The 22990-nt window shown below is 58.8% G+C and carries 21 protein-coding genes and 2 riboswitches; of the genes, 4 read left to right on the top strand and 17 right to left on the bottom strand.

Annotated elements, in window-relative coordinates; all coding sequences use genetic code 11:
* Positions 1-163: 163 nt before the first annotated feature.
* The 7 genes from gcvH to gluQRS form a co-directional block, all read right to left on the bottom strand.
* Positions 164-550 carry a glycine cleavage system protein GcvH gene (gcvH, locus tag DKK66_RS12700; RefSeq protein ID WP_062789780.1) on the bottom strand — a complete coding sequence of 129 codons (387 nt, stop codon included), beginning with the start codon at positions 548-550 and terminating at the stop codon, positions 164-166.
* A 91-nt stretch (positions 551-641) separates the two neighbouring features.
* Positions 642-1730: a glycine cleavage system aminomethyltransferase GcvT gene (gene gcvT / locus DKK66_RS12695; protein ID WP_131358607.1), complete on the bottom strand. Its 1089-nt coding sequence runs from the start codon at positions 1728-1730 to the stop codon at positions 642-644.
* Positions 1731-1771: 41 nt separating this feature from the next.
* Positions 1772-1878: riboswitch (glycine riboswitch) on the bottom strand.
* Positions 1879-1888: 10 nt separating this feature from the next.
* Positions 1889-1981: riboswitch (glycine riboswitch) on the bottom strand.
* Positions 1982-2221: 240 nt separating this feature from the next.
* Positions 2222-3166: a carbamate kinase gene (gene arcC / locus DKK66_RS12690; RefSeq protein ID WP_119313180.1), complete on the bottom strand. Its 945-nt coding sequence runs from the start codon at positions 3164-3166 to the stop codon at positions 2222-2224.
* Positions 3167-3423: 257 nt separating this feature from the next.
* On the bottom strand, positions 3424-4434 hold the full coding sequence (locus DKK66_RS12685; RefSeq protein ID WP_131355763.1) for an ornithine carbamoyltransferase: 1011 nt from the start codon (positions 4432-4434) through the stop codon (positions 3424-3426).
* A gap of 91 nt (positions 4435-4525) precedes the next feature.
* Entirely contained in the window at positions 4526-5761 is a 1236-nt protein-coding gene (locus tag DKK66_RS12680) for an arginine deiminase (RefSeq protein WP_131358604.1), read from the bottom strand.
* 88 nt (positions 5762-5849) lie between these two features.
* Positions 5850-7178 carry an amino acid permease gene (locus DKK66_RS12675; protein ID WP_045848479.1) on the bottom strand — a complete coding sequence of 443 codons (1329 nt, stop codon included), beginning with the start codon at positions 7176-7178 and terminating at the stop codon, positions 5850-5852.
* Between the two features lie 339 nt (positions 7179-7517).
* Positions 7518-8411, bottom strand: a complete 894-nt coding sequence (gluQRS, locus tag DKK66_RS12670) for a tRNA glutamyl-Q(34) synthetase GluQRS (protein WP_131358601.1) — start codon at positions 8409-8411, stop codon at positions 7518-7520.
* Between the two features lie 179 nt (positions 8412-8590).
* On the opposite strand from gluQRS, the gene fdxA reads away from it, so the two are divergent.
* Positions 8591-8917, top strand: coding sequence for a ferredoxin FdxA (gene fdxA / locus DKK66_RS12665; RefSeq protein ID WP_131358599.1), 327 nt, complete (start codon positions 8591-8593; stop codon positions 8915-8917).
* An 8-nt stretch (positions 8918-8925) separates the two neighbouring features.
* Here fdxA and cheD read toward each other — a convergent pair whose 3' ends face one another.
* From cheD to DKK66_RS12615, 10 genes are all read right to left on the bottom strand, one after another.
* On the bottom strand, positions 8926-9531 hold the full coding sequence (gene cheD / locus DKK66_RS12660; RefSeq protein WP_131358596.1) for a chemoreceptor glutamine deamidase CheD: 606 nt from the start codon (positions 9529-9531) through the stop codon (positions 8926-8928).
* A complete protein-coding gene (locus DKK66_RS12655) occupies positions 9528-10607 on the bottom strand; it encodes a chemotaxis response regulator protein-glutamate methylesterase (protein ID WP_131358594.1) in 1080 nt (359 codons plus the stop codon). Before DKK66_RS12655 ends, cheD begins: the two co-directional genes overlap by 4 nt.
* 2 nt (positions 10608-10609) lie before the next feature.
* Positions 10610-11452: a CheR family methyltransferase gene (locus DKK66_RS12650; protein WP_045848482.1), complete on the bottom strand. Its 843-nt coding sequence runs from the start codon at positions 11450-11452 to the stop codon at positions 10610-10612.
* 18 nt (positions 11453-11470) lie between these two features.
* Positions 11471-14248, bottom strand: a complete 2778-nt coding sequence (locus tag DKK66_RS20740) for a methyl-accepting chemotaxis protein (RefSeq protein WP_131358591.1) — start codon at positions 14246-14248, stop codon at positions 11471-11473.
* Between the two features lie 30 nt (positions 14249-14278).
* Complete coding sequence (locus tag DKK66_RS12640; RefSeq protein ID WP_045848483.1) at positions 14279-14773, bottom strand: chemotaxis protein CheW; 495 nt, start codon at positions 14771-14773, stop codon at positions 14279-14281.
* Positions 14774-14789: 16 nt separating this feature from the next.
* Positions 14790-17066 carry a chemotaxis protein CheW gene (locus DKK66_RS12635; RefSeq protein WP_131358588.1) on the bottom strand — a complete coding sequence of 759 codons (2277 nt, stop codon included), beginning with the start codon at positions 17064-17066 and terminating at the stop codon, positions 14790-14792.
* A 78-nt stretch (positions 17067-17144) separates the two neighbouring features.
* Complete coding sequence (locus DKK66_RS12630) at positions 17145-17510, bottom strand: response regulator (protein ID WP_062791228.1); 366 nt, start codon at positions 17508-17510, stop codon at positions 17145-17147.
* Between the two features lie 28 nt (positions 17511-17538).
* Positions 17539-18462, bottom strand: a complete 924-nt coding sequence (locus DKK66_RS12625; protein WP_165494168.1) for a methyl-accepting chemotaxis protein — start codon at positions 18460-18462, stop codon at positions 17539-17541.
* A 441-nt stretch (positions 18463-18903) separates the two neighbouring features.
* Complete coding sequence (locus DKK66_RS12620) at positions 18904-19209, bottom strand: STAS domain-containing protein (protein ID WP_045848486.1); 306 nt, start codon at positions 19207-19209, stop codon at positions 18904-18906.
* Positions 19210-19230: 21 nt separating this feature from the next.
* Entirely contained in the window at positions 19231-20391 is a 1161-nt protein-coding gene (locus DKK66_RS12615) for a PAS domain-containing sensor histidine kinase (protein ID WP_131358582.1), read from the bottom strand.
* 202 nt (positions 20392-20593) lie between these two features.
* On the opposite strand from DKK66_RS12615, the gene DKK66_RS12610 reads away from it, so the two are divergent.
* From DKK66_RS12610 to cheY, 3 genes are read left to right on the top strand one after another with little or no spacing between them, the layout of a single operon-like run.
* Positions 20594-21544, top strand: coding sequence for a chemotaxis protein (locus DKK66_RS12610; protein ID WP_131358578.1), 951 nt, complete (start codon positions 20594-20596; stop codon positions 21542-21544).
* Between the two features lie 34 nt (positions 21545-21578).
* A complete protein-coding gene (locus DKK66_RS12605; protein WP_131358574.1) occupies positions 21579-22520 on the top strand; it encodes a chemotaxis protein in 942 nt (313 codons plus the stop codon).
* Positions 22521-22571: 51 nt separating this feature from the next.
* On the top strand, positions 22572-22961 hold the full coding sequence (gene cheY, locus DKK66_RS12600; RefSeq protein ID WP_082696246.1) for a chemotaxis response regulator CheY: 390 nt from the start codon (positions 22572-22574) through the stop codon (positions 22959-22961).
* Positions 22962-22990: the final 29 nt, after the last annotated feature.

Genomic DNA, 22990 nt, shown 5'->3' with positions numbered 1-22990 from the left:
GACAAGGCAAAAACGGCTGAGGAAGCGGAATTTACACAGAGTAAATGAGCATTCCGAAGATGTTTTTAACGCAGTATCGCCGAAGCGCAGCAGATATTGAGCGGGTTCTGAAACTGAAAAAGCCCCGCGATGGTTTACATCACGAGGCTTTGACAGCGTGCAATCAGGCGCCGATTTCCTTGGCGTAGCCAGCGGCATCCAGCAGGCTGTCCAGATCTGCGGCATTGGCCGGCTTGATCTTGAAGAACCAGCCAGCGCCATAGGGCTCGCTGTTGGCCAGCTCGGGAGCGGCTTCCAGTTCGGCGTTCACTTCCAGCACTTCACCGGCGATCGGGGCGTATACATCGGAAGCGGCTTTTACCGATTCCACCACGCCGGCCTGCTCTTCAGCAGCCAGGTTGGCACCCACTTTCGGCAGCTCGACGAACACGATGTCGCCCAGCAGCTCTTGTGCATGTTCGGTAATGCCTACGGTAACGGAACCGTCGGCTTCCAGACGCAGCCATTCGTGGCTGGCAACGTATTTCAGTTCGGCAGGGATATTGCTCATGGATTGAATCTCCTCGGATTGATTGAACCGTTACGGGAGCGGGAAACCGCAGTGCAGCCCGCAGGCTGGCATGGTGTTTCCCGGCTCGCTGTTATTCGAAAACTTTCTTGCCGTTGCGCACGAACGGCATCTTCACCACGCGGACAGCGGTGAGCGTACCACGCAAATCCACCTGTGCGTCGGCACCGGTTGCGGCCGGTACGCGGGCGATGGCGATGGAGTGCTTGAGGGTGGGCGAGAAGGTGCCGCTGGTGATGATGCCCTCACCCACGCCTTCCACTACCACTTTCTGGCCTTCACGCAGCACGCCACGGCCTTCCAGCACCAGGCCCACCTGCTTCATCGGCACACCGGCGGCCTTCTGGGCTTCCAGTGCCTTGCGGCCGATAAAGTCACGGCTGGCCGGTTCCCAGGCAATGGTCCAGCCCATGCCTGCCTGCAGCGGGGATACGGTTTCGTCCATGTCGTGGCCGTACAGGTTCATGCCGGCTTCCAGACGCAGGGTGTCGCGTGCGCCCAGGCCGATGGGGGCCACGCCGGCCTCTACCAGCTGATTGAAGAAGTTGATGGCTTCGCCGGCCGGAATCATGATTTCCAGACCGTCTTCACCGGTGTAGCCGGTTCGGGCAAAGAACCAGTCGCCTGCAGGCAAGCCCTGGAATACCTTGAGTGATTGAATGGCGTCGCCCAGTTGCGGCTTTACCGCACAGACCTTAGCAATGGCATTGGGGCCTTGCACGGCCAGCATGGCCAGGTCGCGACGTACATTGAGGGAGACATCAAAACCGGCCTTGTGGCTCTCCATCCAGGCCAGGTCTTTATCAGTGGTACCGGCATTCACCACCATGCGGTAGCCGTAGGAAGTCAGGTAGACAATCAGGTCGTCCACCACGGTGCCGTCTTCGGTCAGCATGCCGGAGTACAGCGCCTTGCCTTCAAAGCCCAGCTTGGCCACGTCGTTGGCAATCAGCTGTTGCAGCCAGGCCTTGGCATCGCTGCCGGTGATGTCGATCACGGTCATGTGGGACACATCGAACATGCCGGCGTCGCTGCGCACGATCTCATGTTCCTTCAGCTGGGAGCCGTAATGGATGGGCATTTCCCAACCGGCGAAATCAACCATCTTGGCGCCGGCGGCGACATGAGCGTCAAACAGGGGGGTACGTTTCGGGGCCGTCATCTGTGCGTCCTTGCAAAGGGGGTGTTTTGCCTGTCTTGGTACAACACCCCTCTGTCCTGACACCTGAGATTTTCCGGCGGGCGTTTTCAGCCGCCGTTAGCCCCTTCGGTGGCTGCCTTCATGGGCAGCGCTCTCCAGAGTAAAGCAGATACGTGATATCCGATGATGCAGTCCTTTTGCCTGAGCGATTGCGGGTGCGCTTGCGCCTTCGGCGGTGGCCGCGATTGGCCACTCTCTCCTGCATGATGGGGGCGATTATCGTTGCAGATAAAGACAAAGGCAAGCCAAGAATATCTTCACGCGAAGTCATCTATCCTGTTGTTTTTGCGTTATTTTCACAATCGAAAAAATACGAATAATTCCTTGTCACAATTTATTCATTATTGATCAGACATAACAAAAGGGCTGCCGCAGCAGCCCTTGTTGATCCACATCTCACCTGCCCTTCAGCCGACGTCGCAACGCTACCGCAGGTGTTGCAGCGCCCTGCCTCAGTACCACTCGATACCGCTCTTCTCGGTGGAGATGATGGTACCGGCTTCGCCCTTGACGATCTTCTCGATGTCTTCCAGCGCGCCAATCACTGCACGCTTGCCGGTCAGGCGGGCGAATTCGCAGGCGGCTTCCACTTTCGGGCCCATCGAACCGGCGGCAAAGCCCAGCTTGTCCATTTCGTCCGGGTGGGCGTGGCGGATGGCTTTGGCTTCGGGAGTGCCCCAGCCAACAAACACGCTCTTCACGTCGGTGGCGATGACGAAGTAGTCGGCGTCCACTTCGCGTGCCAGCAGGGCGGAGGCCAGGTCTTTGTCGATCACGGCTTCCACGCCCACCAGTTTGTCACCCTGGTACATGGTGGGGATGCCACCGCCACCGGCGGCAATCACGACCGCGCCTTTTTCGATCATCCATTTGATGGGGCGCAGTTCGAAGATGCGTTTCGGTTTCGGGCTGGGTACCACGCGGCGGTAGTAGTCGCCGTCGGCTTTCACCGTCCAGCCGTGGCTGGCAGCCAGCGCTTCGGCTTCTTCCTTGCTGTACACCGGGCCAACGAATTTGGTGGGGTTCTGGAAGGCGGGGTCGGCTGCGTCGACTTCGGTCTGGGTGAGGATGGTGGCCAGCGGCACTTCAAACGGCAGTACGTTGCCCAGTTCCTGTTCGATCATGTAGCCGATCATGCCTTCGGTCTGGGCACCCAGTACATCCAGCGGATAGGGGGTGACCTTGCCGTCGACGTGGCGGGCGTAGGCGTCGTTTTGCAGGCCGAGCAGGCCGACTTGCGGGCCGTTACCGTGGCACATCACCAGGTTGTGGCCCAGCCGGGTGACGGCGGCCAGTTGTTCGGCGGCCACCTTGACGTTGGCGCGTTGGTTGTCAGCAGTCATGGCTTCGCCACGACGTTGCAGGGCATTGCCGCCCAGGGCTACGACGACTCGCATGATGTTTCCTTTTCTGGCCCTGTCCGCACAGTCGGGACAGTGGCGTGGCCGGTCTGCCTGTGGCAGGCCGGTGTGTGTCGGATGGGGCGGCAGGTCACCGGGGTGATGACCTGCCGGAGGGTGGAATCCGCCTGAGTGAGGGGGAGCGGATTCCGCCGCCACGACTTCAAGGGGGTGTCGTCGTGGTGGGTGAAGCGGTGTTGCGGTCAGGCTTTAACGACTGACAATGCGGCAGGGCTTTGCCACGTTGTCCAGTCTTAATCGCCCAGCGTGGCCACCAGAATTGCCTTGATGGTGTGCATGCGGTTCTCGGCTTGCTCGAAGGCAATGCAGGCTTCGCTTTCGAACACGTCTTCGGTCACTTCAATGCCATTGGCCAGGTCCGGGTACTGGGCGGCGATTTCCTTGCCCACCTTGGTTTCGCTGTTGTGGTAGGCCGGCAGGCAGTGCATGAACTTCACTTGCGGGTTCTGTGCGGCAGCCATCAGCGCGGCATTCACCTGGTAGGGCTTCAGCAGGCGGATGCGTTCGGCCCACACTTCGGCCGGTTCGCCCATCGATACCCACACGTCGGTGTGGATGAAGTCGGTGCCCTTGACGGCTTCGGCAGCGTCTTCGGTCAGGGTGATGCGGGCGCCGGTCTTGGTGGCGATTTCACGGCATTCGGCCACCAGTTCGTCGCTCGGCCACAGGTGTTTCGGCGCGCCGATGCGCACGTCCATGCCCAGCTTGGTGCCAATCACCAGCAGGGAGTTGCCCATATTGTTGCGGGCGTCACCCAGGTAGGTGTAGCTGATTTGCGAGATGGGCTTGTCGCTGTTTTCCCACATGGTCAGCACGTCGGCCAGCATCTGGGTGGGATGCCATTCGTCGGTCAGGCCGTTGTACACCGGGACGCCGGCAAATTTGGCCAGTTCGTTCTCTACCATGTCCTGGTCGAAGCCACGGTATTCGATGGCGTCATACATGCGACCCAGTACGCGGGCGGTGTCTTTCATCGATTCCTTGATGCCGATCTGCGAGCCGGACGGTCCGAGGTAGGTAACGTTGGCGCCCTGGTCGTAGCAGGCCACTTCAAACGCACAGCGGGTGCGGGTGGAGGTTTTTTCGAAGATCAGGGCGATGTTCTTGCCCTTCAGGTGTTGCTGTTCGGTGCCGGTGTACTTGGCGCGTTTCAGGTCGCGGGCCAGGTCGAGCATGTAGCGGATTTCGCGCGGGGTGAAGTCCAGCATGCGGAGGAAGTTGCGGTTGCGCAGATTGAAAGCCATGGTAACACTCCTTGTTCCGGTGCCGGGTGGCGGGCTTGGCCGACGCCACCGGGCGAGATTGATGTGCTTGGTGTGCTGCAGGTGCAGCGGTTTAAATCTTCACTTCGTCACGGATGATCGGGCAGGTCATGCAGTGACCACCGCCACGGCCACGGCCCAGTTCGGAGGCCGGAATCTCGATCACTTCCACCCCGTGCTGACGCATCAGCTTGTTGGTGTAGGTGTTGCGGTCGTAGGCCACCACCACGCGGCGGTCCAGGGCCACCACGTTGTTGCCGTCATCCCATTGTTCGCGTTCGCGCTGGTAGGCATCGCCGGCGGTCTGGATGATGTGCACTTCCTTCAGGCCGAGGGCCTGGCGTACCACTTCGGTAAACGGTACGCCGTCGTGGCGTTCGAAGCGGACTTCGCCGTCCTTGTCACCGGCGTAGATGCTGGTGCAGACGATTTCGTTGACCACGTCCGGGAACACCGACAGCAGGTCGATATCGAGGAAGCTGAACACGGTGTCCAGGTGCATGGCGGCACGCGACTTGGGCATCTGGCAGGCAATCACGCGGGTGGCGCCGCCTTCCTTGCCCAGCACGTTCTTGGCCACTTGCACCACGGCTTGCGGGCTGGTGCGTTCGCCCATGCCGATGAGCACCACGCCGTTGCCGATCGGCATCACGTCGCCACCTTCCAGCGTGGCCGGGCCGTGGTTCTTGTCACAGTCGCCCCACCATACCTTGACCTTGCCGGCGAAGTAGGGGTGGTGCTGGTAGATGGCTTGCAGGATCAGGGTTTCCTGACGGCGGGCCGGCCAGTACATCGGGTTGAGCGTCACGCCTTCGTAGATCCAGCAGGACGGGTCGCGCTGGAACAGGCTGTTCGGAATCGGCGGGATGACGAATTCGGACTGGTCCAGATAGCCGCCGAACAGGCCTTTGGGGTCGAACGGCAGTTCGAACTTGGCGATGCCGCCGATCAGGTGCTCGGCCAGTTGGGTGGACGGCATTTCGTCCAGCCAGCTGCGCAGGTCGGTCAGCATGCCGATACCGACGTTGTCAGCCTTGACCTTGCGGTCCAGCAGCCAGCTGCGGGCGGCCTTGTCGTCCAGTACCTGGGCCAGTGCGTCGTGGGCTTCGATCACATGGATGCCGCGGGCGCGCATCTGTTCAACCATGTAGGCGTGGTCTTTCTGGGCGCGTTCTACCCAGATCACGTCATCAAACAGCAGGTCGTGGCAGTTGTCGGGGGTGAGGCGTTTGTGGGCCAGGCCCGGACGGCACACCATCACACTGTGCAGCTTGCCGCATTCGGAATGAACACCAAATTTGCCGGTCATGATGAAATCCTTTCAATCAGTAATTGCATAAACCTGTTTCCGTACACTCCCTTGCTGGCGCAAAGGAGTGAACAGCAAAAGGCTGGCTTCAGTTTTCGGTCTCGTAACGTTCTTTGATCTGCCAGACATAGACTGGCAAACCGAGCATCAACAACAGGACTCCCCACATCACAATCTCGGCGCCGGCACCAAACAGTGCCCACACCGCATAAAGGAAACCGATGGAGGAGAAGATCAGCGGCGCGGTAAAGTCGCGCCGGCTGTATTTGCCTTTCTGCATCAGCATGATGGCCAGCAGCGCCATCGAGCAGAAGGCATAGGGCAGCAAGGTGGTGGCCGTAGCCAGCAGGATGATGAATTCAAAAATCTTCACCCCGCCCTCCCCGCCCGCGTATTTCATCGCCAGCAGCACCGTCACCAGGCCGCTGGAAAGCAGCAGGCCGAACAGCGGCACACCCTGGCGGTTGGTCTGACCGAAGCGGCGCGGGAACAGCTTGTCCCTGGCGGCGGCATGAGGTACATGGGCTTGCATCAGGCTCCAGCCATTGAGTGCGCCAAAGCAGGACACCACCGCCCCCAGCCCCACCACCCAGTAGGCCCAGTCGCCCCACATCAGGCGGGCGGCATCGGCAAACGGGGCTTGAGAATTGGCCAGCATGGCCGGTGACATCACCCCCATCAGCGACACCGTGGACAGGATGTACAGCACGGTGGCCAGCAAGGTGCCGATGACGGTGGCACGCGGAATGGTCTTGCTGGGGTTGACCACATCACCGGCGGGAACCGAGGCGGACTCCAGTCCCAGAAACGCCCACAGGGTGAGCGCCATGGTGGCGGAAACCGAACTCAACAAGGGCTTGCCGTGCGGGTTGAACACCAGGTTTTCCGGGTGCATGTAGAAGAAGCCGATAAAGGTGACGGCTGCCAGTGGCACCAGTTTGAGTACGGTAGTCACCACCGCAACCAGGCCGGAACTGCGCGCACCGCGGCTGTTGATCCAGGTAACGGTCCAGATCAGGCCGATGGAAAAGGCAGCTGCCAGCAGGTTGTCATGCCCCAGTTGCGGGAAAAACACCTGCATATAGCTGGTGGCGGCCACTGCCAGGGCAGCGTTGCCGGCCCACAGGGCTATCCAGTAACCCCAGGCAATCCAGAAACCGGCAAAGTCGCCAAAGCCGGCATGGATATATGCGTAGGGGCCACCCTCTTTGGGAATCATGGCGGAAAGCCGGGCAAACACCAGCGCCAGACAAATGGCACCGGCCGAGGTTATTGCCCAGCCGATCAGGGACATCCCCCCGTAGGGGGCCAGCGAAGCGGGAAGCAGGAATACACCGGAACCGATCATATTGCCCACTACCAGGGCGGTACACATCCACACGCCAAGGGCCGCTTTTTTTACTTTGGTCTCGCTCATGGTCTTGTCTCCATCGAGGCCGAAAATCGAAGCTGTTAAAGAACGTGTTCTGTATGAGCTTCACAATATTAGTATTTAATTATTTTGTAAATATGTTATTTACGCATATGTAATTCCATGTCGCGGTTTTGAACATGCACACGCCATTGTTGGTCGCAGTGCGGCAGCCGACCCCATCAGCAAGGTCATCTCTATTGTTTAGGTGCTTTGCCGGCAAATCACCATGTCTTGAATCAGATAAAAGACTGATAAACAGCAATACGCGTTAGCAGGTTGGCAAGCGCAGAAATGACAATGCCCGGCACAAGCCGGGCATGGGGCAGGAAAAAAAGCGGGAATTCAGAGCGGACAGGGACCGGCAGGCACGCTGGCCAAACTCCAGTTGGCCAGCGCCCATTGCCACAGCTCGGCGGCAGTCTGACATTCTGGCGGCGGCAACTGACCCAGGCGGCACAGTGCCAGACGCAGTTCCTGCGCGACCTGGGCCGGATTGATGGCAGGTGCCAGGGTTTGCTTGGAGAGCTTTTCCCCGGCGGCATTCACCAGCAAGGGCAGATGACAGTAGTCCGGCGTAGGCAGGCCCAGGCAGCGCTGCACATGGATTTGTCGCGGGGTGGACACCAGCAGGTCGGCACCACGCACGATATCGGTCATGCCCTGTTCGGCATCATCCACCACCACGGCCAGTTGATAGGCCCAGAAGCCATCTGCCCGCAGCAGCACGAAGTCGCCGATGTCCGCAGCCAGGTTTTGCTGGTACAGGCCTTGCAGCCGGTCGACAAAGCTGACTGGCGCATCATCCACCCGCAAGCGCCAGGCATGGTGTTCACGCGGCTTGCGGCAGCCATCACGACACCAGCCCGGATAGACATGGCCATCCACGCCACGGCTGGCGACGCTGGTTATTTCCTTGCGCGAGCAGCTGCAGGGGTAAACATGACCACTGTCCACCAGTTGCTGCAAAGCCGCCTGATACAGGTGATGGCGCTGGCTCTGGTACACCACTTCGCCGTCCCATTCAAAACCGAAAGCATCCAGCGTACGCAGGATATGGTCGGCAGCGCCGGGCATTTCGCGCGGCGGGTCCAGGTCTTCCATGCGGACCCACCACTCGCCGCCACGGCTGCGCGCTTCCAGATAGCTGCCAACGGCTGTCATCAGGGAGCCGGCATGTAACAAGCCGGTGGGACTGGGGGCAAAGCGACCTCGGTAGGGATAGGGAATGTCTGGCATGGCAACAGTTCTGGCAATCAACATCACATTGGGGGAGCAGCACGGTGATTTTTGGTGAATAATATCCGAGTGAAATACTCAGATATTACCCTTGTCCGTTCTGCCCCTGCCCGGCTTGCTTGCCGCCACCGCAAAGCGTGTGACAGCAGTTGGCCCGGCCAATTCAGGAGGAAAGCAAAGTGGCCTACGTTGTAACCGATGCCTGCGTCAAATGCAAATACACGGATTGCGTGGATGTCTGCCCGGTGGATTGCTTTCATGAAGGCCCCAACTTTCTCGCCATTGATCCGGACGAGTGCATAGACTGCACGCTGTGCGTGGCCGAATGCCCGGTGTCTGCCATTTATGCCGAGGATGATGTGCCAGCCGGGCAGCAGGTGTATATCCAGCTGAATGCCGAGCTGTCAAAACGCTGGCCCAGCATCACCGCCAGCAAAGCACCACTGCTCGACCACGCCGACTGGGCGGAAGTGACAGACAAGCTGCCACACCTGCAACGGGACTGAGGCTAGATCTAGATAAAGAGGTCGATATCGCCACCAGGCTGGCTGGTGCTCTGCCGGTCCAGCCGCTGGCGGTAGGCGGCTTCCTTGGAAGCCAGGGTGCGGCTGTTCTTGAGCTTGCGCACCATCACCTTGCCATCACCGGGAAAGAAAAACACCTTGCGGGCAAAGCTGCCCAGCAGGTCCTCGGCCAGCAGGGGAATGCCTTCGCTCTTGAGATAGGCACGGATGAATTCACTGTTCTGCTCGCCGATATTCACCACCGACATGCCATCCAGCACATTGCCGGCACCAAATACCTTGGCTTCCAGCCGCTGACGCTGGGCACCCAGTTTCTGCATGTCGGTAATCAGCAATTCCATGGCATTGACCCCGAAGCGGGCCGGTACGCTGGTCTGGCTATGCCAGTCGCTACCTTGCGGCAACAGGAAATGATTCATGCCATGCACGCCGGCCGTGCGGTCCATCAGGCAAACGGCTACACAGGAACCGAGCAAGGTGGTCAGCATCAAGGGCTGGCGGGTAGCAAAATATTCGCCCGGCAGAATCTTGATGGCATCGATCTGGAACTGCCGATCGAAATAGCGCCGCGTAGAGGGCTGCTCGGAATGGCTCATGTTCCCGCCCTCTCATGGGGAAGACGCAGCACATCCAGCACTTTGTCACCCAGTTGCGCCAGCGGGTGGACATGCATCACCCCGCCCTGTGCCACGGCCTCGCGCGGCATGCCATACACCACACAGCTGGCCTCGTCCTGCGCAAAGGTAATGGCGCCCCCCTGGCGCAGCTGCAACATGCCGTGTGCGCCATCCTTGCCCATGCCGGTGAGGATGACAGCGACGGTCTGCGGGGCGGCCAAGTTGGCGACCGACTCGAACAGCACATCCACGGCCGGGCGATGACGGTTGACCGGCGGGCTTTGGTCCAGGCAGATGACAAAGCCCTGCGTTCCCTTGCCAAGCCGCATGTGCGAATGGCCGGGTGCAATATAGGCGGTACCACGCAGCAGCGGTTCACCGTCTTCCGCCTCTTTCACATGCATGGCGCACAGCTTGTCCAGACGGCGGGCAAAGGACAAGGTGAAGCCTTCGGGCATGTGCTGCACGATCATCACCGGCGGACAATTGGCAGGCAGCTTGTCGAGAAACTCCTTGATGGCATCGGTGCCCCCTGTGGAGGCCCCTACCGCAATGATGGCATTCTGCCGCAGCAGCGCAGGAGACAGCCGGCTGGCCGGCGGTGCTGCCGGTGTGGCAAACAGGGCCGGGCGACGCAAACGGGCAGTTGCCACCATGCGGATCTTGTCGCGGATATCATCGGCGTAATCCTGCATGGTATTGCTGACATCTACCGTAGGCTTGGGCAGGAAGTCCACCGCGCCCAGCTCCAGCGCACTGAGGGTGGTTTCCGAACCGCTCTGGGTCAGGGACGAAATCATCAACACCGGCGTCGGACGCAAACGCATCAAACGGCGCAGGAACTCCAGCCCGTCCATGCGCGGCATTTCCACATCCAGCGTGATCATGTCCGGGTTGGTTTCACGGATGCGCTCGCGCGCGACGATGGGGTCGGACGCAGTGGCCACCACCTCCATGTCCGGCGCTTCATTGATGATGCTGGTGAGCAGGCTGCGGATGAGGGCCGAATCATCTACCACGACCACTCTGATCTTGCGCTGGGCGGTGGCTGTCATGTTCATTCCCTTGCGTCCTGCCCAAGCAGGCGATAAGCCGTCCGGCCACAGGACTGAAAGGCATCGGTCAGATGCATGATGTTTTCCGAATGTCCCAGAAACAGCAAACCGTCAGGCTGCAAGCAGCGCGCAAAGCGCTGCAGGATGGCAGCCTGGGTTGGCTTGTCAAAATAAATCAGCACATTGCGGCAAAAAATCACGTCAAAGCGCCCCATGTCCGGCCACGGCTCTGCAACCAGGTTGAACTGATAAAACGACAGGTGCTCGCGTAGCTCCTTGCGAATGCGTACCTTGCCGGCATTGCGCCCCACGCCGCGCAAAAAATAACGCTTGAGCAGAGCGGGATCCAGCGTACGGGTCCGCTCGGCATCATACACACCATCTGCCGCATGACTGAGCACCCGGGTGTCGATATCCGACGCCACCACCTCAAGCCGCTGCCGGTTGAGCTGAGGCAGCGACAGCAAGGTCATCGCGATAGAGTAGGCCTCCTCGCCGGTGGAAACGGCCGAACTCCATACGCGGTACAAACGGTCCTGGCCAGCTCGCTCCATCGCATGCAGGCGCAACAGGTCGAAATGATGCGGTTCACGGAAAAAGGCGGTCAGATTGGTGGTGAGCGCATTGACGAAATGCTGCCACTCCTCTGTCTCCGCACTGCCATCCAGCAAGTCCAGATAATCGCTGAACTGGCGGAAACCCAGCTGGCGCACACGTTTGGCCAGCCGGGAATACGCCATATGGCTTTTGCTGTCATTCAGCGAGATCCCCACGCGCTGATAGAGCATTTGCCGCAGCCGGCGGAAATCCGCTGCCGTGAACTTGATATCGCGTTCAGCGCTCATCAGGCCTTGTCGCACCCATCAGAATTCTTCCCACTCATCATCATGCGCAGACGGGCCGGGCAAGGTCTTGATGCGCTCGGCATGTACGGGGGCACGTGCCGCTACCGGCTTGACCTGCTGTCCCGCTTGCTGTGTCAGTCGCGCCTGGCTAACCGATGCTCGCCCCTGCCCGCTTCTGGGGGCTGCCAGTCGCGGCGCACTGCTGCCATCCAGCCGGAAGATGGAAACGGCATCCATCAGGTGCCGGGCCTGATCTTCCAGCGATTCCGCTGCGGCAGCGGCCTCTTCCACCAGTGCAGCGTTCTTCTGGGTGTTTTCGTCCATCTGCGTTACGGCCAGATTGACCTGTTCGATACCGGAGCTTTGTTCGACAGAAGCAGCCGAGATATCACTCATGATGTCGGCCACACGGCGGATGGCGCTGACAATTTCATCCATGGTGCGGCCTGCTTCATCCACCAGCCGGCTGCCGGACTCCACCTTGTCCACCGAATCGCCAATCAGCAGCTTGATTTCCTTGGCCGCTGCCGCCGAACGCTGGGCCAGGCTGCGCACTTCGCTGGCCACCACGGCAAAACCACGGCCCTGCTCGCCAGCGCGGGCGGCTTCCACCGCCGCATTGAGCGCCAGGATATTGGTCTGGAAGGCAATGCCGTCAATCACGCTGATGATGTCGACAATCTTCTTGGCGCTGTCGTTGATCTCGTTCATGGTGGACACCACATTGCCCACCACCTGACCACCGCGTGCGGCAATGTCGGAGGCACCGGTCGCCAGGGTATTGGCCTTCTTGGCATTTTCCGCATTCTGCCGGACGGTACTGGTGATTTCCTCCATGCTGGAGGCGGTTTCCTCCAGGCTGGCTGCCTGCTGTTCGGTACGGCCGGACAGATTGCTGTTACCCGCCGAGATTTCCTGGGCTGCGGTATTGATGGCCTCGGTGGATTCCTGGATATTGCCCACGATGCTGCGCAGTCGCTCTACCGTGGTATTGGTATCGCTCTTGAGCTGGCCAAGCATGCCGTCGTAATCATTATGGATGGTGCGGGTCAGGTCGCCCTGCGCCAGGCCGCCCAGCACGGTTGCAATATCATCCAGCGCGCGGCTGGTCACATCCAGAAGCTGGTTGACGCCTTCTGACAGCATGCGGAAGAAGCCGGTCTTGTCCTCCAGTACCAGTCGGGAACCATAGTCGCCCCGCGCTGCGGCATGGACGATGGCTTCCACTTCTTTCTCGATCATTACCTCGCCGGTACGATCCTTCCACTCCACCACACTGCCCAGGCGTTCACCATCGGCCCCGAACACCGGGTTGGCGGTCAGCGAGAAATGACGCCCGCCCACTGCAATGTCCGCCTTGTAGGTGGCACGCAGATTGGCCAGCAGGTCGCGCTGGTGGGCCGGATTGCGGTGGAACATGTCCATGCTGCCCCCCAGCACATGACGCGCGCTGAAGTTGGGCAGCGCCTTGCGCAGGTCGGCTTCGGCATTAGACAGCATGTCGATCACGCTATGATTCACGTAGATGATGTTGCGGTCGTTATCGGCAATCATCACATTGGTGGTGACGTTATCCAGTGCACTGCGGATACGGGCGTTTTCGGCGGCAACCGCACGTTCGGCCTCGATGCGCTGCTGTTCGGCAGCCTGGTGAGCCAGTTCGGCAGTACGGTCAATCCACTCCACACCGTAGCCCAGTCGCTTGCCACCAGCACCATTGATGGGGGTGAGAATCAGGTTGAAGGTGCGGCCACCGATATGGATGGTGCCATTGTGCGAACCACGCAGTTGCTGCATCAGGCCGCGCTGGTGACCGGGATTGCGGTGGAACTGGTCGATATTGCTGCCCAGCAGGTTACGGGCAGAGAACTGCGGCAGGTCATGACGGATATCGTTTTCCGCCAGGGCAAACATGTTGACCACCGACTGATTGGCATACACCACATTGAATTCGGCATCGGCAATCATCATGTTGGTGGCGGCGTGATCCAGTGCATTGCGTACCCGGATGTTTTCCACCGCCTTGTCGGCAGCCTGACGGATATAGGCAAACAGGCTGTTGCTGTCCCCTGCCGCCACTTTCAGTTCGGTGGTGACTTCGCCGGCTGCCAGCTCTTGCATCAGCTGCACTGCATCAGCCGGTTCTCCGCCAATCTGGCGCAGCAAGGAGCGGCTGATCAGCCAACCGGCAATGATGCCGATCAGCACGGCAGCTGCCAGCAGGATATTGAGCAATGTCCCGGCACTATTGGCACGGGCCAGCGTCCCTTCGGCAACTTGCTTGGACAGACCTTCCTCGAACTCGACATAGTTGCCAATAGACTTGAGGTATTCAACCTGGGTGGGACGCAGGGTTTGCAGCAGGTAATTCTTGGCTTCTTCCTCCTGCCCGGCCTTCAGTTGCTGCAAAAATTGTTGCAACTGCTGGCGGTAGCCGGCTTCCTGGGTCTTGACCTTGTCAAACAATGCCTGGCCTGCCGCAGGTACGCCGCCGGATAATTTGCCCATCTGGGTGGTGATGCGGCCCAGTGCGTCATCGATCTGCTTGTGTTGGTCCAGCAGCACGTTCGGGTCACGCGCCAGCAGCAGCGTGCGCGTGGCCCGGGCGCTGATGTTGACATCATCAATCACCTTGTTGGCCTCGGATGCCCGCGGCACATGGACATTGGCAATTTCGTCAATATCATCACGCAGGCTGTGAATCTGGCTGATGGCCACTGCCATCGCGGCAATGATGACGGCAACCAGCAGGCCAAAGCCCAGTAGCAAGCGGTGCGTTACTTTCAGATTATTCATGTTTCACCTCTCTCTTACAGCCTGTCGGCTTCAGCCTTGGTCCGTCACATCAACCAGCGCCATTTCATCGCTGCTCATCAAGCGCTCGATATCCACAATGATCACCATGCGCTCCCCCTTGGTACCCAGTCCTTCGATATAGGTGGTTTCCACCACCGAGCCGAACTCGGGCGGTTCACGCAGCTCGTCGGCCTCCAGCTGGATGACATCCGACACGCCATCCACCACCACACCCACCGTGCGCTGGAAAATGTTGAGGATGATCACCACGGTAAATGCGTCGTAAACCGGCTCGCCCAGGCCAAACTTGATGCGCATGTCCACAATGGGAACAATGCTGCCCCGCAGATTGACCACGCCCTTGATGAAAGGTGGCGCATTGGCAATGCGGGTGACCGGGTCATAACCACGGATTTCCTGCACTTTGAGAATATCAATGCCGTATTCTTCCTGCCCCAGGGTAAACACCAGCAGCTCGCGCACTGCCTTGCTTTGTCCGTGGCGGTATTCCAGCTGTTCGCTCATGGAAACTTGCCTTTTTCTATGCCGGATCACTCGCCATGGGCCTTGCGGCTTGCCGCTGCCTGTGGCGTGCGATGATGGAAATATCAAGAATCAGGGCTACCCTGCCATCTCCCATGATGGTGGCACCGGCAACACCTTCTACCTTGCGGTAATTGCTTTCCAGGTTCTTCACTACGAATTGCTGCTGGCCGATCAGCTCATCCACTTGCAAGGCCAGTTGCTGGCCGCCGGCTTCCACAATCACCAGAATGGCACGGGTCGGATCAGTGGTGACATGGCTGCTGTCGCCAGGGAAGAAGGCCGCCAGTGAGACGATGGGCAGATACTGTCCGCGCACATTCACCACCTGCCCCTTGCCAGCAACCGTTTTGAGATCTGCGGCCTGCGGCTGCAGGGACTCCAGCACAAAGCTGAGTGGAATGACATAAATATCGTCACCACTGCGTACCGACATGCCGTCCATGATGGCCAGTGTCAGTGGCAGGCGAATGCTGATGGTGGTGCCAAAATCCGCCAGGGAGTCGATGTCGATACGCCCGCCCATGCTCTGGATATTGCGCTTCACCACATCCATACCGACACCACGACCGGACACATCGGTCACCTCGGCGGCAGTGGAAAAGCCGGCTTCGAAGATCAAGCCCCATACTTCGCTGTCGCTCAGTGCATCGCTGACCGCCATGCCGCGCTCACGTGCCTTGGACAGGATGCGCGCCCGGTTCAGCCCGGCTCCGTCGTCCGTCACTTCGATGACAATGCTGCCGCCCTGATGAAATGCCCGCAGGGTCAGGCGGCCAGTGGCCGACTTGCCCTTGGCCACACGCACCTCGGGCGACTCCACCCCATGGTCCAGGCTGTTGCGCACCAAGTGGGTCAAGGGGTCGGCCAGCTTCTCGATGAAGCCTTTGTCCAGTTCGGTATTCTCCCCAACCATTTTCAGCTCGATCTTCTTGCCCAGCTTGCTGGCCAGGTCACGCACCACACGGGGAAAACGGTTGAAGACAAAAGATATAGGCGTCATGCGGATGGACATGACGGCTTCCTGCAGCTCGCGGGCATTACGCTGCAAAGCCAGGATCCCGCCCAGCAGACGTTCATGCTGGACCGGATCCAGATTCTCTCCGGACTGACTGAGCATGGATTGGGTGATGACCAGCTCACCTACTAGGTTCAACAACAGGTCCACCTTGTCGGTATTCACCCGGATGGAGTTTTCCGCCGCGGGCTGCACACGCTCGGCACGGGGCGCAGCCACAGGAGCCACCGGTTGCGGTGGTACAGCCTGGGCAGGAGATGCCGCAGGCATGGGCGCAAACAGGCCGAAGCCCTCTTCTTCGTGCACCATGACAGGCGCAGGTTCTGCGCCACCAAGCGGAACAAACAAGCCGAAGCCATCGTCCTCAAGTGCGACGGACGGCGTCGCGTTGGCAGCGGGCAAGGGTTCGAACAGGCCAAAGCCATCGTCCACATCGCCATGGACAGCACCATCAGGAAGAGAAGGCGCGAACAGGCCAAAACCATCCTCTTCAAAGGCTACATCACCACCCAGGGCCGCAGCCGGTTCGCCTACGCTGGCGGAGAGGAACAGGCCGAAATCGCCTTCGTCTTGCTGACCATGGTCCACCGTGATGCGGAAATGGTCTGGCGCGATGGAAAAGGCCAGCGACTCGGCCACTTCATCGGCATGAAGGGTACCGGTCAAGACCAGCACCCAGGGCTGAGCCGGGTCATCAGACCCTGGCTGGACAAGACTCATCTCTCCCAGCAAGGCCATGGATTGCAACAAGGCGTCGTAGTCCGTATCCGGCAGATGATCCAGCTCGATATACATCGTGCTGCTTGCTGGCGGATCACTGGCAGGCACGGCGGGAACAATCGCTGCGGCAGGCGCGGACACTGCCGCGTCCTTATTCACCAGCGCGGTCAGTTGCTGCTCGACTGCCCGCACGGAAGAAGGGTCTACAGGCGGTGCGCCACGATGCGCAGCCAGCATGGCCGCCAGCACGTCCTTGGCTTGCAGGCACACATCCACCATGGCGGTGCTCAGTTGCATGGTGCCTTTGCGCACCTTGTCCAGCAGGTTTTCCAGGACATGGGTGAGTGCGGCCAGATCGCCAAAACCAAAGGTGGCAGCGCCGCCCTTGATGGAGTGCGCGGCACGAAAGATGGCATTGAGGTCCTCGCTGTCCGGTGCAGCTACATCCACCGCCAGCAATACCCCCTCCATGGTAGCGAGGTGTTCGTCGGTCTCATCAAAAAACACCTGATGAAACTGCGACATATCAATAGACACGATGCATCCCCCTGCTGGGCCATGCAAAAATGCAAGCCACCCTGATTGCCATGGCCGACACCGGCCGGCAGCGCTGAGTTAACCGACCAGGCGCTTCACGACATCCAGCAATTTCTGCGGATCAAACGGTTTCACCAGCCAGCCAGTGGCACCCGCAGCACGGCCAAGTGATTTCATCTGGTCGCTGGACTCGGTGGTCAGCATCAGGATGGGCGTACTGCCGTAAGCCGGCAGCTTGCGCAGTGCCCGTATCAGATTGAGCCCATCCATTCCCGGCATGTTCTGGTCGGTCAGGATCAGGTCAAAGGTATCTGCCTGCGCCCGCGCCAGGCCGCCATTGCCATCCGTCGCCTCTACCACTTCGTAGCCCGCACTCTTCAGGGTAAAGGTCACCATCTGGCGAATGGATGCCGAGTCGTCAACTGTCAGTACTTTTTTTGGCATGTTGTTCCCACTTTTCTTTTGTTCACGCTCAAAACAGATCTATGCTGCCGCTTTCCATACGGCCTTGTGCCACCGGGTTGCTGGACAAGGCCTGACGTAGTTCCGTCAGCCTTGCCGCCACCGTCGATGCCCACTCTTCTTGTTCTTGTGCCGGACGGCTGTTCAATTCCATCATTTCTTCAATGCCATACAGGCGTTTGCCGACATGGGCAATCAACTGGGACACCATGTCCTGGAACTGCAGGGAACGCACGGCATCCCCCACATGGTCGGACAACAAGCCCACACCGTGGCGCAAGCGACCTACCGATTCGGCCATCAGGGCATCCATGTCGCTGATGCGGGAAGAGGTCTCATCCAGCCGTTGCTTGGCCTGCAAGGTAAACATCATGTCCTGTGAAGCCAGCTGGTTGATCAGCCCTTCGGCATGCGTCACCGAGCCATTGACCCGGTTGATCAGGTCGCGGATCTGCTCGCTGAAAGAGCTGGTCCGTCCGGACAAATGGCGCACTTCATCGGCCACCACGGCGAAACCCCGTCCCAACTCTCCGGCACGCGCCGCCTCAATCGATGCATTGAGCGCCAGCATATTGGTCTGGTTGGTGATGGAATGGATTTCATCCAGCAGCCGGATGACATCCTGCATCTCCTTGCCCATGGACTCCATCTGCTCGACCAGCAACATCGCCAGACGGCTGTTGTCCACCGTCTTTTCCACGAAGCCGGACATGGCTGCGGCGATCTCGGTGACAAAACCGGTGAAGGAAAGCGCATGCGCATCCATGCCCAGGTCGCCCTTGGCCAATGACTCTGCCAGTTCCAGCTGGGCTGCAGCTTCACGCGACAAACCCGAAAAACTGTTAGCCAGGGTGACGACAGCGTCCTCAATCAGCGCCTGCACCCGCGCAACCTCGCCTTTGGACTGGGAGATCTGCTCATGGATGAAATCCACACAGTCAGGCACAGGGACTGCCTGTAATGGCTGACTGGATGCAGCTGGATTTTCCTGATCAGACACCCCGACCTCCTTTGGCAACCACCAACACGCCAACGCCGCCATTTGCACCAAACCCAACAAAACGGCCAGGAAGCCATCCAGCCGCCCCCCTATGCCCGCAGCCAGTGCAAGCACCATGGCAAAAATACTGAATCCGCTACCTGCCAACCGTCGCTGCCGATCCGAAAGCACCATGTCTCCCCCGGCTTTCAACAAATTGCCAATGTACTAACTTCTTCATCAGCCAATCTGTCGATTAAATCAAGGGGCGAATCGTGTAAAACAGGTAAATACGTATATATCCGGATAGGCTTAAATTATTTTAATTTCTGCTTATCAAAGAAATTATCAAGCCTGACCTGAAGCGGTGATGCACTCCGGAGTACTGGTCAATACTTATTTAATTGTAAACATCTTGTTAAAGCAGGCAATTTCCAGCACTTGCAGTACCGTGTCGCGACAGTTCACCAGTGACATGGATTTTTTCTGACTGGTTGCTCTCTCCTTCAGCAACAGCAACATGCCCAGCGCCGAACTGTCCAGAAACGGCACCTGGTCAAAATCAACCTGAATTTCCTGAATGGCCGGGTTTTCCAGCAATTCCTGACTTGCCAGGCGAAAATCCTTGTGCAGATTGAAATCGAACTGGCCTACCAGCATCAGCGTACCGATCTGGCCATCAACTTTTACCACTGGTTTCATATGCATTTCCCCCTGATCAACTTAGTCATGCGCCATTTCCCCACCAAGACAGGGAAGACTCAATTCAAAAAAAGCACCGCCTTGCTGGCGATCCCCACCCGTCACGCTACCGGATAGTTCATCGGCCACCTTCTTGACAATCGACAAGCCCAGGCCGGTTCCGCCAGGACGGGTGGTGAAGAAGGGTTCGAACAGCCTGGCAGGATCCGCCCCGCCCAAACCGATACCGTCATCCTCAACCCGAAAATGTACCTGATTACCCTGCAAGCCCACCAGCAAGCCGATCCGCCCGCCTTCCGGAGAGAAATGCATGGCGTTCTCCAGCAGGTTTACCAGGGCACCTTGCAAGGCCTTGCGATCTGCCATTACCGTTATGGCAGACGGTAGCTGTTTGTGGCAATCCCAAATCATGCCACGCTCATGACATTGTGGAATCAACACCGCGGCCACATCTTCCACCAGCACGTCCACATCCAGCACTTCCAGTGCACTGGTTTGCCCACGGACAAAGCCCAGCATGTTCTGGATCAAACCCTCCAGTGCCTTCATCCGCGCCAGGCTCTTGTCGACAAAGCGCGCCCGGTCTTCCGGTCGCAGCCCTTCTTGCTTGAGATTGGCAGTGTAGAGCATGGCCGTGGCCAAAGGGGTGCGCAGCTGGTGGGCCAGTGAAGCTGCCATGCCACCCATTGCTGCCAGCTTTTGCTGGTGGGCCAGCTCCACGGTCAAATGATGCAGTCGGCTGACATCATGCAATAGCACGATGCGTCCGCCAGAAGCAGGCAAATCCTGATACTGCAAGGCCAGACGCCGTTCCCCTCCTTGATAGGGAAGAATATACGTTCCGTCCAGTTCGGCATGCTCCCACCGGCCAACTACCGTGGCCCAGCCCTGGCCGACATGCTCACCATCCAGCAAGGACTGTGCGGCCGGATTCTGCGCAACCACCACACCATCTGGCGACAGCTCAACCACGCCGGCCGGCAGGGCTTCGAGCAACATGCCCAGGCGCTCGGCCAACTCGGCATTTTCGTCACGCTGCTTTCGCAATTGATTGTTAGCCTCATCCAGCTGGGCATTGAGTACATTCACCTGTACTTCCAGCTGACGATAAGCATCAATCAATTGACTGGAGACCGTATTGAACTGCTCGAAAGCCGCCTCCAGCATCTCCTGGTCTTTCAAATTTGATGCTGTCTTGGCCATGTTTCGCGTCGTATTTGTAAAAAGGACTTAAACAGTATGATAATGACTAAGTCTGAGCCAAGCCAACTTAAAGTCTGATCTTAACCAAGACAGTTTTCAAAGAAAGCTGGGAAAATGCATAACTGGCGTATACAACGGGAGTAATACGCCATAACAACGAACCGAGGCTGCGGAGGTTTCTGTGTCAGAGCTTCTTAAAAAAATCGATGCCAGAACAAAACTGGCAGGGACCAACAAGCTGGAAATCCTGCTGTTCTCCCTGGGTCACGACCAGCGTACCGGGAGGAAGGAAGTCTTCGGCATCAACGTCTTCAAGGTCCGTGAAGTCATGCGGACGCCCGAAATCACTTCCGCACCCGAAATGCCCTCCTCGGTTGAAGGCATGGTCAGCCTGCGTGGCTCGCTGGTCCCGGTCATCGACCTGGCCAAGTACGCCGGCATCGTCACCAGCAACAAGCCCGAAATCATGATCGTCACCGAGTACAACGGCCATACCCAGGGCTTCCTGGTCGAGGCGGTTGATACCATCCTGCGTCTGGACTGGTCTGCCATGCGCGTGCCGCCGGACATGATCACCAACCGCATGGCCGGCCTTGTCACCGCGGTCACCGAGCTGGATCAGGGCACGCTGGTGATGATGATGGACGTGGAAAAAGTGCTGGCGGAAACCTCGCTAGTGGACGACTCCCATCACTTCATCAATATCGAGCCGGTGAAAGAAGAACGCATGATCTTCTTCACCGATGATTCCGCCGTCGCCCGCAAGCAGATCGAGCGCACGCTGGACGCCATGCAGGTGAAATACGCTTACGCCATCAACGGCATGCGCGCCTGGGAAGAGCTGCAAAAAATGGCCATGCAGGCCGAACTCTCCGGCAAGCGCCTGAACGAAACCCTGCATCTGGTGCTGACCGATGTGGAAATGCCGGAAATGGATGGCTACATGCTGACCAAGCTGATCAAGAGCGACCCGCGTTTTGCCGGCATTCCGGTGCTGATGCACTCCTCGCTGTCCGGCAGCTCCAACCAGAAGCTCGGCCAGTCGGTGGGCGTGGATGAGTATGTGTCCAAGTTCGAAGCCCAGAAGCTGTCGATGAAGTTGCGCGAAATGCTCAAGCTGACCAACAACTAAACCAGAACAGACTTCATCCGGGAGAGGTATTCATATGTCAGCCACTGACGCATCCCTGCTTGCCAGCGTGGACGCCCGCACCAAGCTTGCCGGCTCCAACAAGATGGAAATCCTGCTGTTTTCGCTGGGTACCCGCGAAACCTTCGGCATCAATGTATTCAAGGTGCGCGAGGTGTCGCAGACCCCCGCCATCACCAAAACCCCCAACATGCCCTTTGGTGTGCAGGGCGTGCTGTCGCTGCGCGGCAATATCATTCCGGTGATTTCGCTGGCCCGTTTTGTCGGTTCCGAGCAAAGCGGCCGCAAGTTCGACACCATGATCGTCACCGAATTCAACAAGAGTACCCAGGCTTTCCTGGTGGATTCGGTGGACCGCATCATCCGGGTGGACTGGGACCGCGTGCGCGCCCCGGAAAACATGATGAACAGCAGCGCCACCAACTCCAACCTGATCACCGCCATCACCGAGCTGGAAGACGGCAAGCTGGTTTCCATCCTGGACGTGGAGCAGATCCTGGCCACGGTGGTGGGCGAACCGCGTCTGCCGGAAATTCCGCAAGCCCAGCTGGAGAACGACCAATACCTGTTCTTCGTGGATGATTCGGTGGTGGCCCGCAAGGAAATCACCAGCGTGCTGGAGAAGATGGGCATCAAGTTCCAGCAGGCCACCAATGGGCGCGAAGCCTGGGAGCGCCTGCAGGTGCTGGCCAGCCGCACCTGGGGTGAGGACGAGTGCCTGCACGATTACCTGAAGATCATTCTGGTGGATGCGGAAATGCCGGAGATGGACGGCTATGTGCTGACCAAGCTGATCAAATCCGATGTCCGCTTCAAAGGCATCCCGGTTATCATGCACTCCTCGCTGTCGTCCAATGCCAACAAGGCCATGGGTTCCAGCGTGGGGGTGGATGCCTATGTTGCCAAATTCGACCCGGCAATCCTGGCTGAAACTTTGATTCCATTTCTGCAGAGGTAACCGTTAAAATCAACGGCTCAATGGAATACCGACATTTCAGGACCTACCCAGATGCCAGATAAAAACATGCGCTTCCTCGTTGTGGACGATTTCTCTACCATGAGACGCATCGTACGCAACCTGTTGAAAGAGCTGGGCTTTACCAATGTCGACGAGGCCGAAGACGGCCAGGTCGCCTTGCACAAGCTGAAAACGCAACATTTCGACTTTATAGTTTCAGACTGGAACATGCCCAACATGACGGGCATCGAGCTGCTCAAGGCGGTCCGTGCCGACCAGCAGATCAAGCATCTTCCCTTCATGATGATCACCGCCGAAGCCAAGCGGGAAAACATCATCGAGGCAGCCATGGCCGGTGCCAGCGGCTATATCGTGAAGCCGTTTACCGCGGCCACGCTGGAAGAAAAGATGAACAAGATCTTCCAGAACATGAACAAGTAAAACCAACAAACAGAGCAAACACACTTGCC

Source organism: Aquitalea sp. USM4, assembly GCF_004328945.1.
Lineage (GTDB): Bacteria > Pseudomonadota > Gammaproteobacteria > Burkholderiales > Chromobacteriaceae > Aquitalea > Aquitalea pelogenes.
Note: the sequence above shows the minus strand (reverse complement) of the source record. Positions and strands in the feature narration are given on the sequence as shown.

Bases quoted from the DNA above. Each gene is read 5' to 3' on its own strand.
- DKK66_RS12650 (WP_045848482.1), bottom strand. From the start codon at position 11,452: ATGAGCGCTGAACGCGATATCAAGTTCACGGCAGCGGATTTCCGCCGG.
- cheD (WP_131358596.1), bottom strand. From the start codon at position 9,531: ATGAGCCATTCCGAGCAGCCCTCTACGCGGCGCTATTTCGATCGGCAG.
- arcC (WP_119313180.1), bottom strand. From the start codon at position 3,166: ATGCGAGTCGTCGTAGCCCTGGGCGGCAATGCCCTGCAACGTCGTGGC.
- DKK66_RS12655 (WP_131358594.1), bottom strand. From the start codon at position 10,607: ATGACAGCCACCGCCCAGCGCAAGATCAGAGTGGTCGTGGTAGATGAT.
- DKK66_RS12640 (WP_045848483.1), bottom strand. From the start codon at position 14,773: ATGAGCGAACAGCTGGAATACCGCCACGGACAAAGCAAGGCAGTGCGC.
- gcvH (WP_062789780.1), bottom strand. From the start codon at position 550: ATGAGCAATATCCCTGCCGAACTGAAATACGTTGCCAGCCACGAATGG.
- DKK66_RS12675 (WP_045848479.1), bottom strand. From the start codon at position 7,178: ATGAGCGAGACCAAAGTAAAAAAAGCGGCCCTTGGCGTGTGGATGTGT.
- gluQRS (WP_131358601.1), bottom strand. From the start codon at position 8,411: ATGCCAGACATTCCCTATCCCTACCGAGGTCGCTTTGCCCCCAGTCCC.
- cheY (WP_082696246.1), top strand. From the start codon at position 22,572: ATGCCAGATAAAAACATGCGCTTCCTCGTTGTGGACGATTTCTCTACC.
- gcvT (WP_131358607.1), bottom strand. From the start codon at position 1,730: ATGACGGCCCCGAAACGTACCCCCCTGTTTGACGCTCATGTCGCCGCC.
- DKK66_RS20740 (WP_131358591.1), bottom strand. From the start codon at position 14,248: ATGAATAATCTGAAAGTAACGCACCGCTTGCTACTGGGCTTTGGCCTG.
- DKK66_RS12630 (WP_062791228.1), bottom strand. From the start codon at position 17,510: ATGCCAAAAAAAGTACTGACAGTTGACGACTCGGCATCCATTCGCCAG.
- DKK66_RS12605 (WP_131358574.1), top strand. From the start codon at position 21,579: ATGTCAGCCACTGACGCATCCCTGCTTGCCAGCGTGGACGCCCGCACC.
- DKK66_RS12620 (WP_045848486.1), bottom strand. From the start codon at position 19,209: ATGAAACCAGTGGTAAAAGTTGATGGCCAGATCGGTACGCTGATGCTG.
- DKK66_RS12685 (WP_131355763.1), bottom strand. From the start codon at position 4,434: ATGGCTTTCAATCTGCGCAACCGCAACTTCCTCCGCATGCTGGACTTC.
- DKK66_RS12680 (WP_131358604.1), bottom strand. From the start codon at position 5,761: ATGACCGGCAAATTTGGTGTTCATTCCGAATGCGGCAAGCTGCACAGT.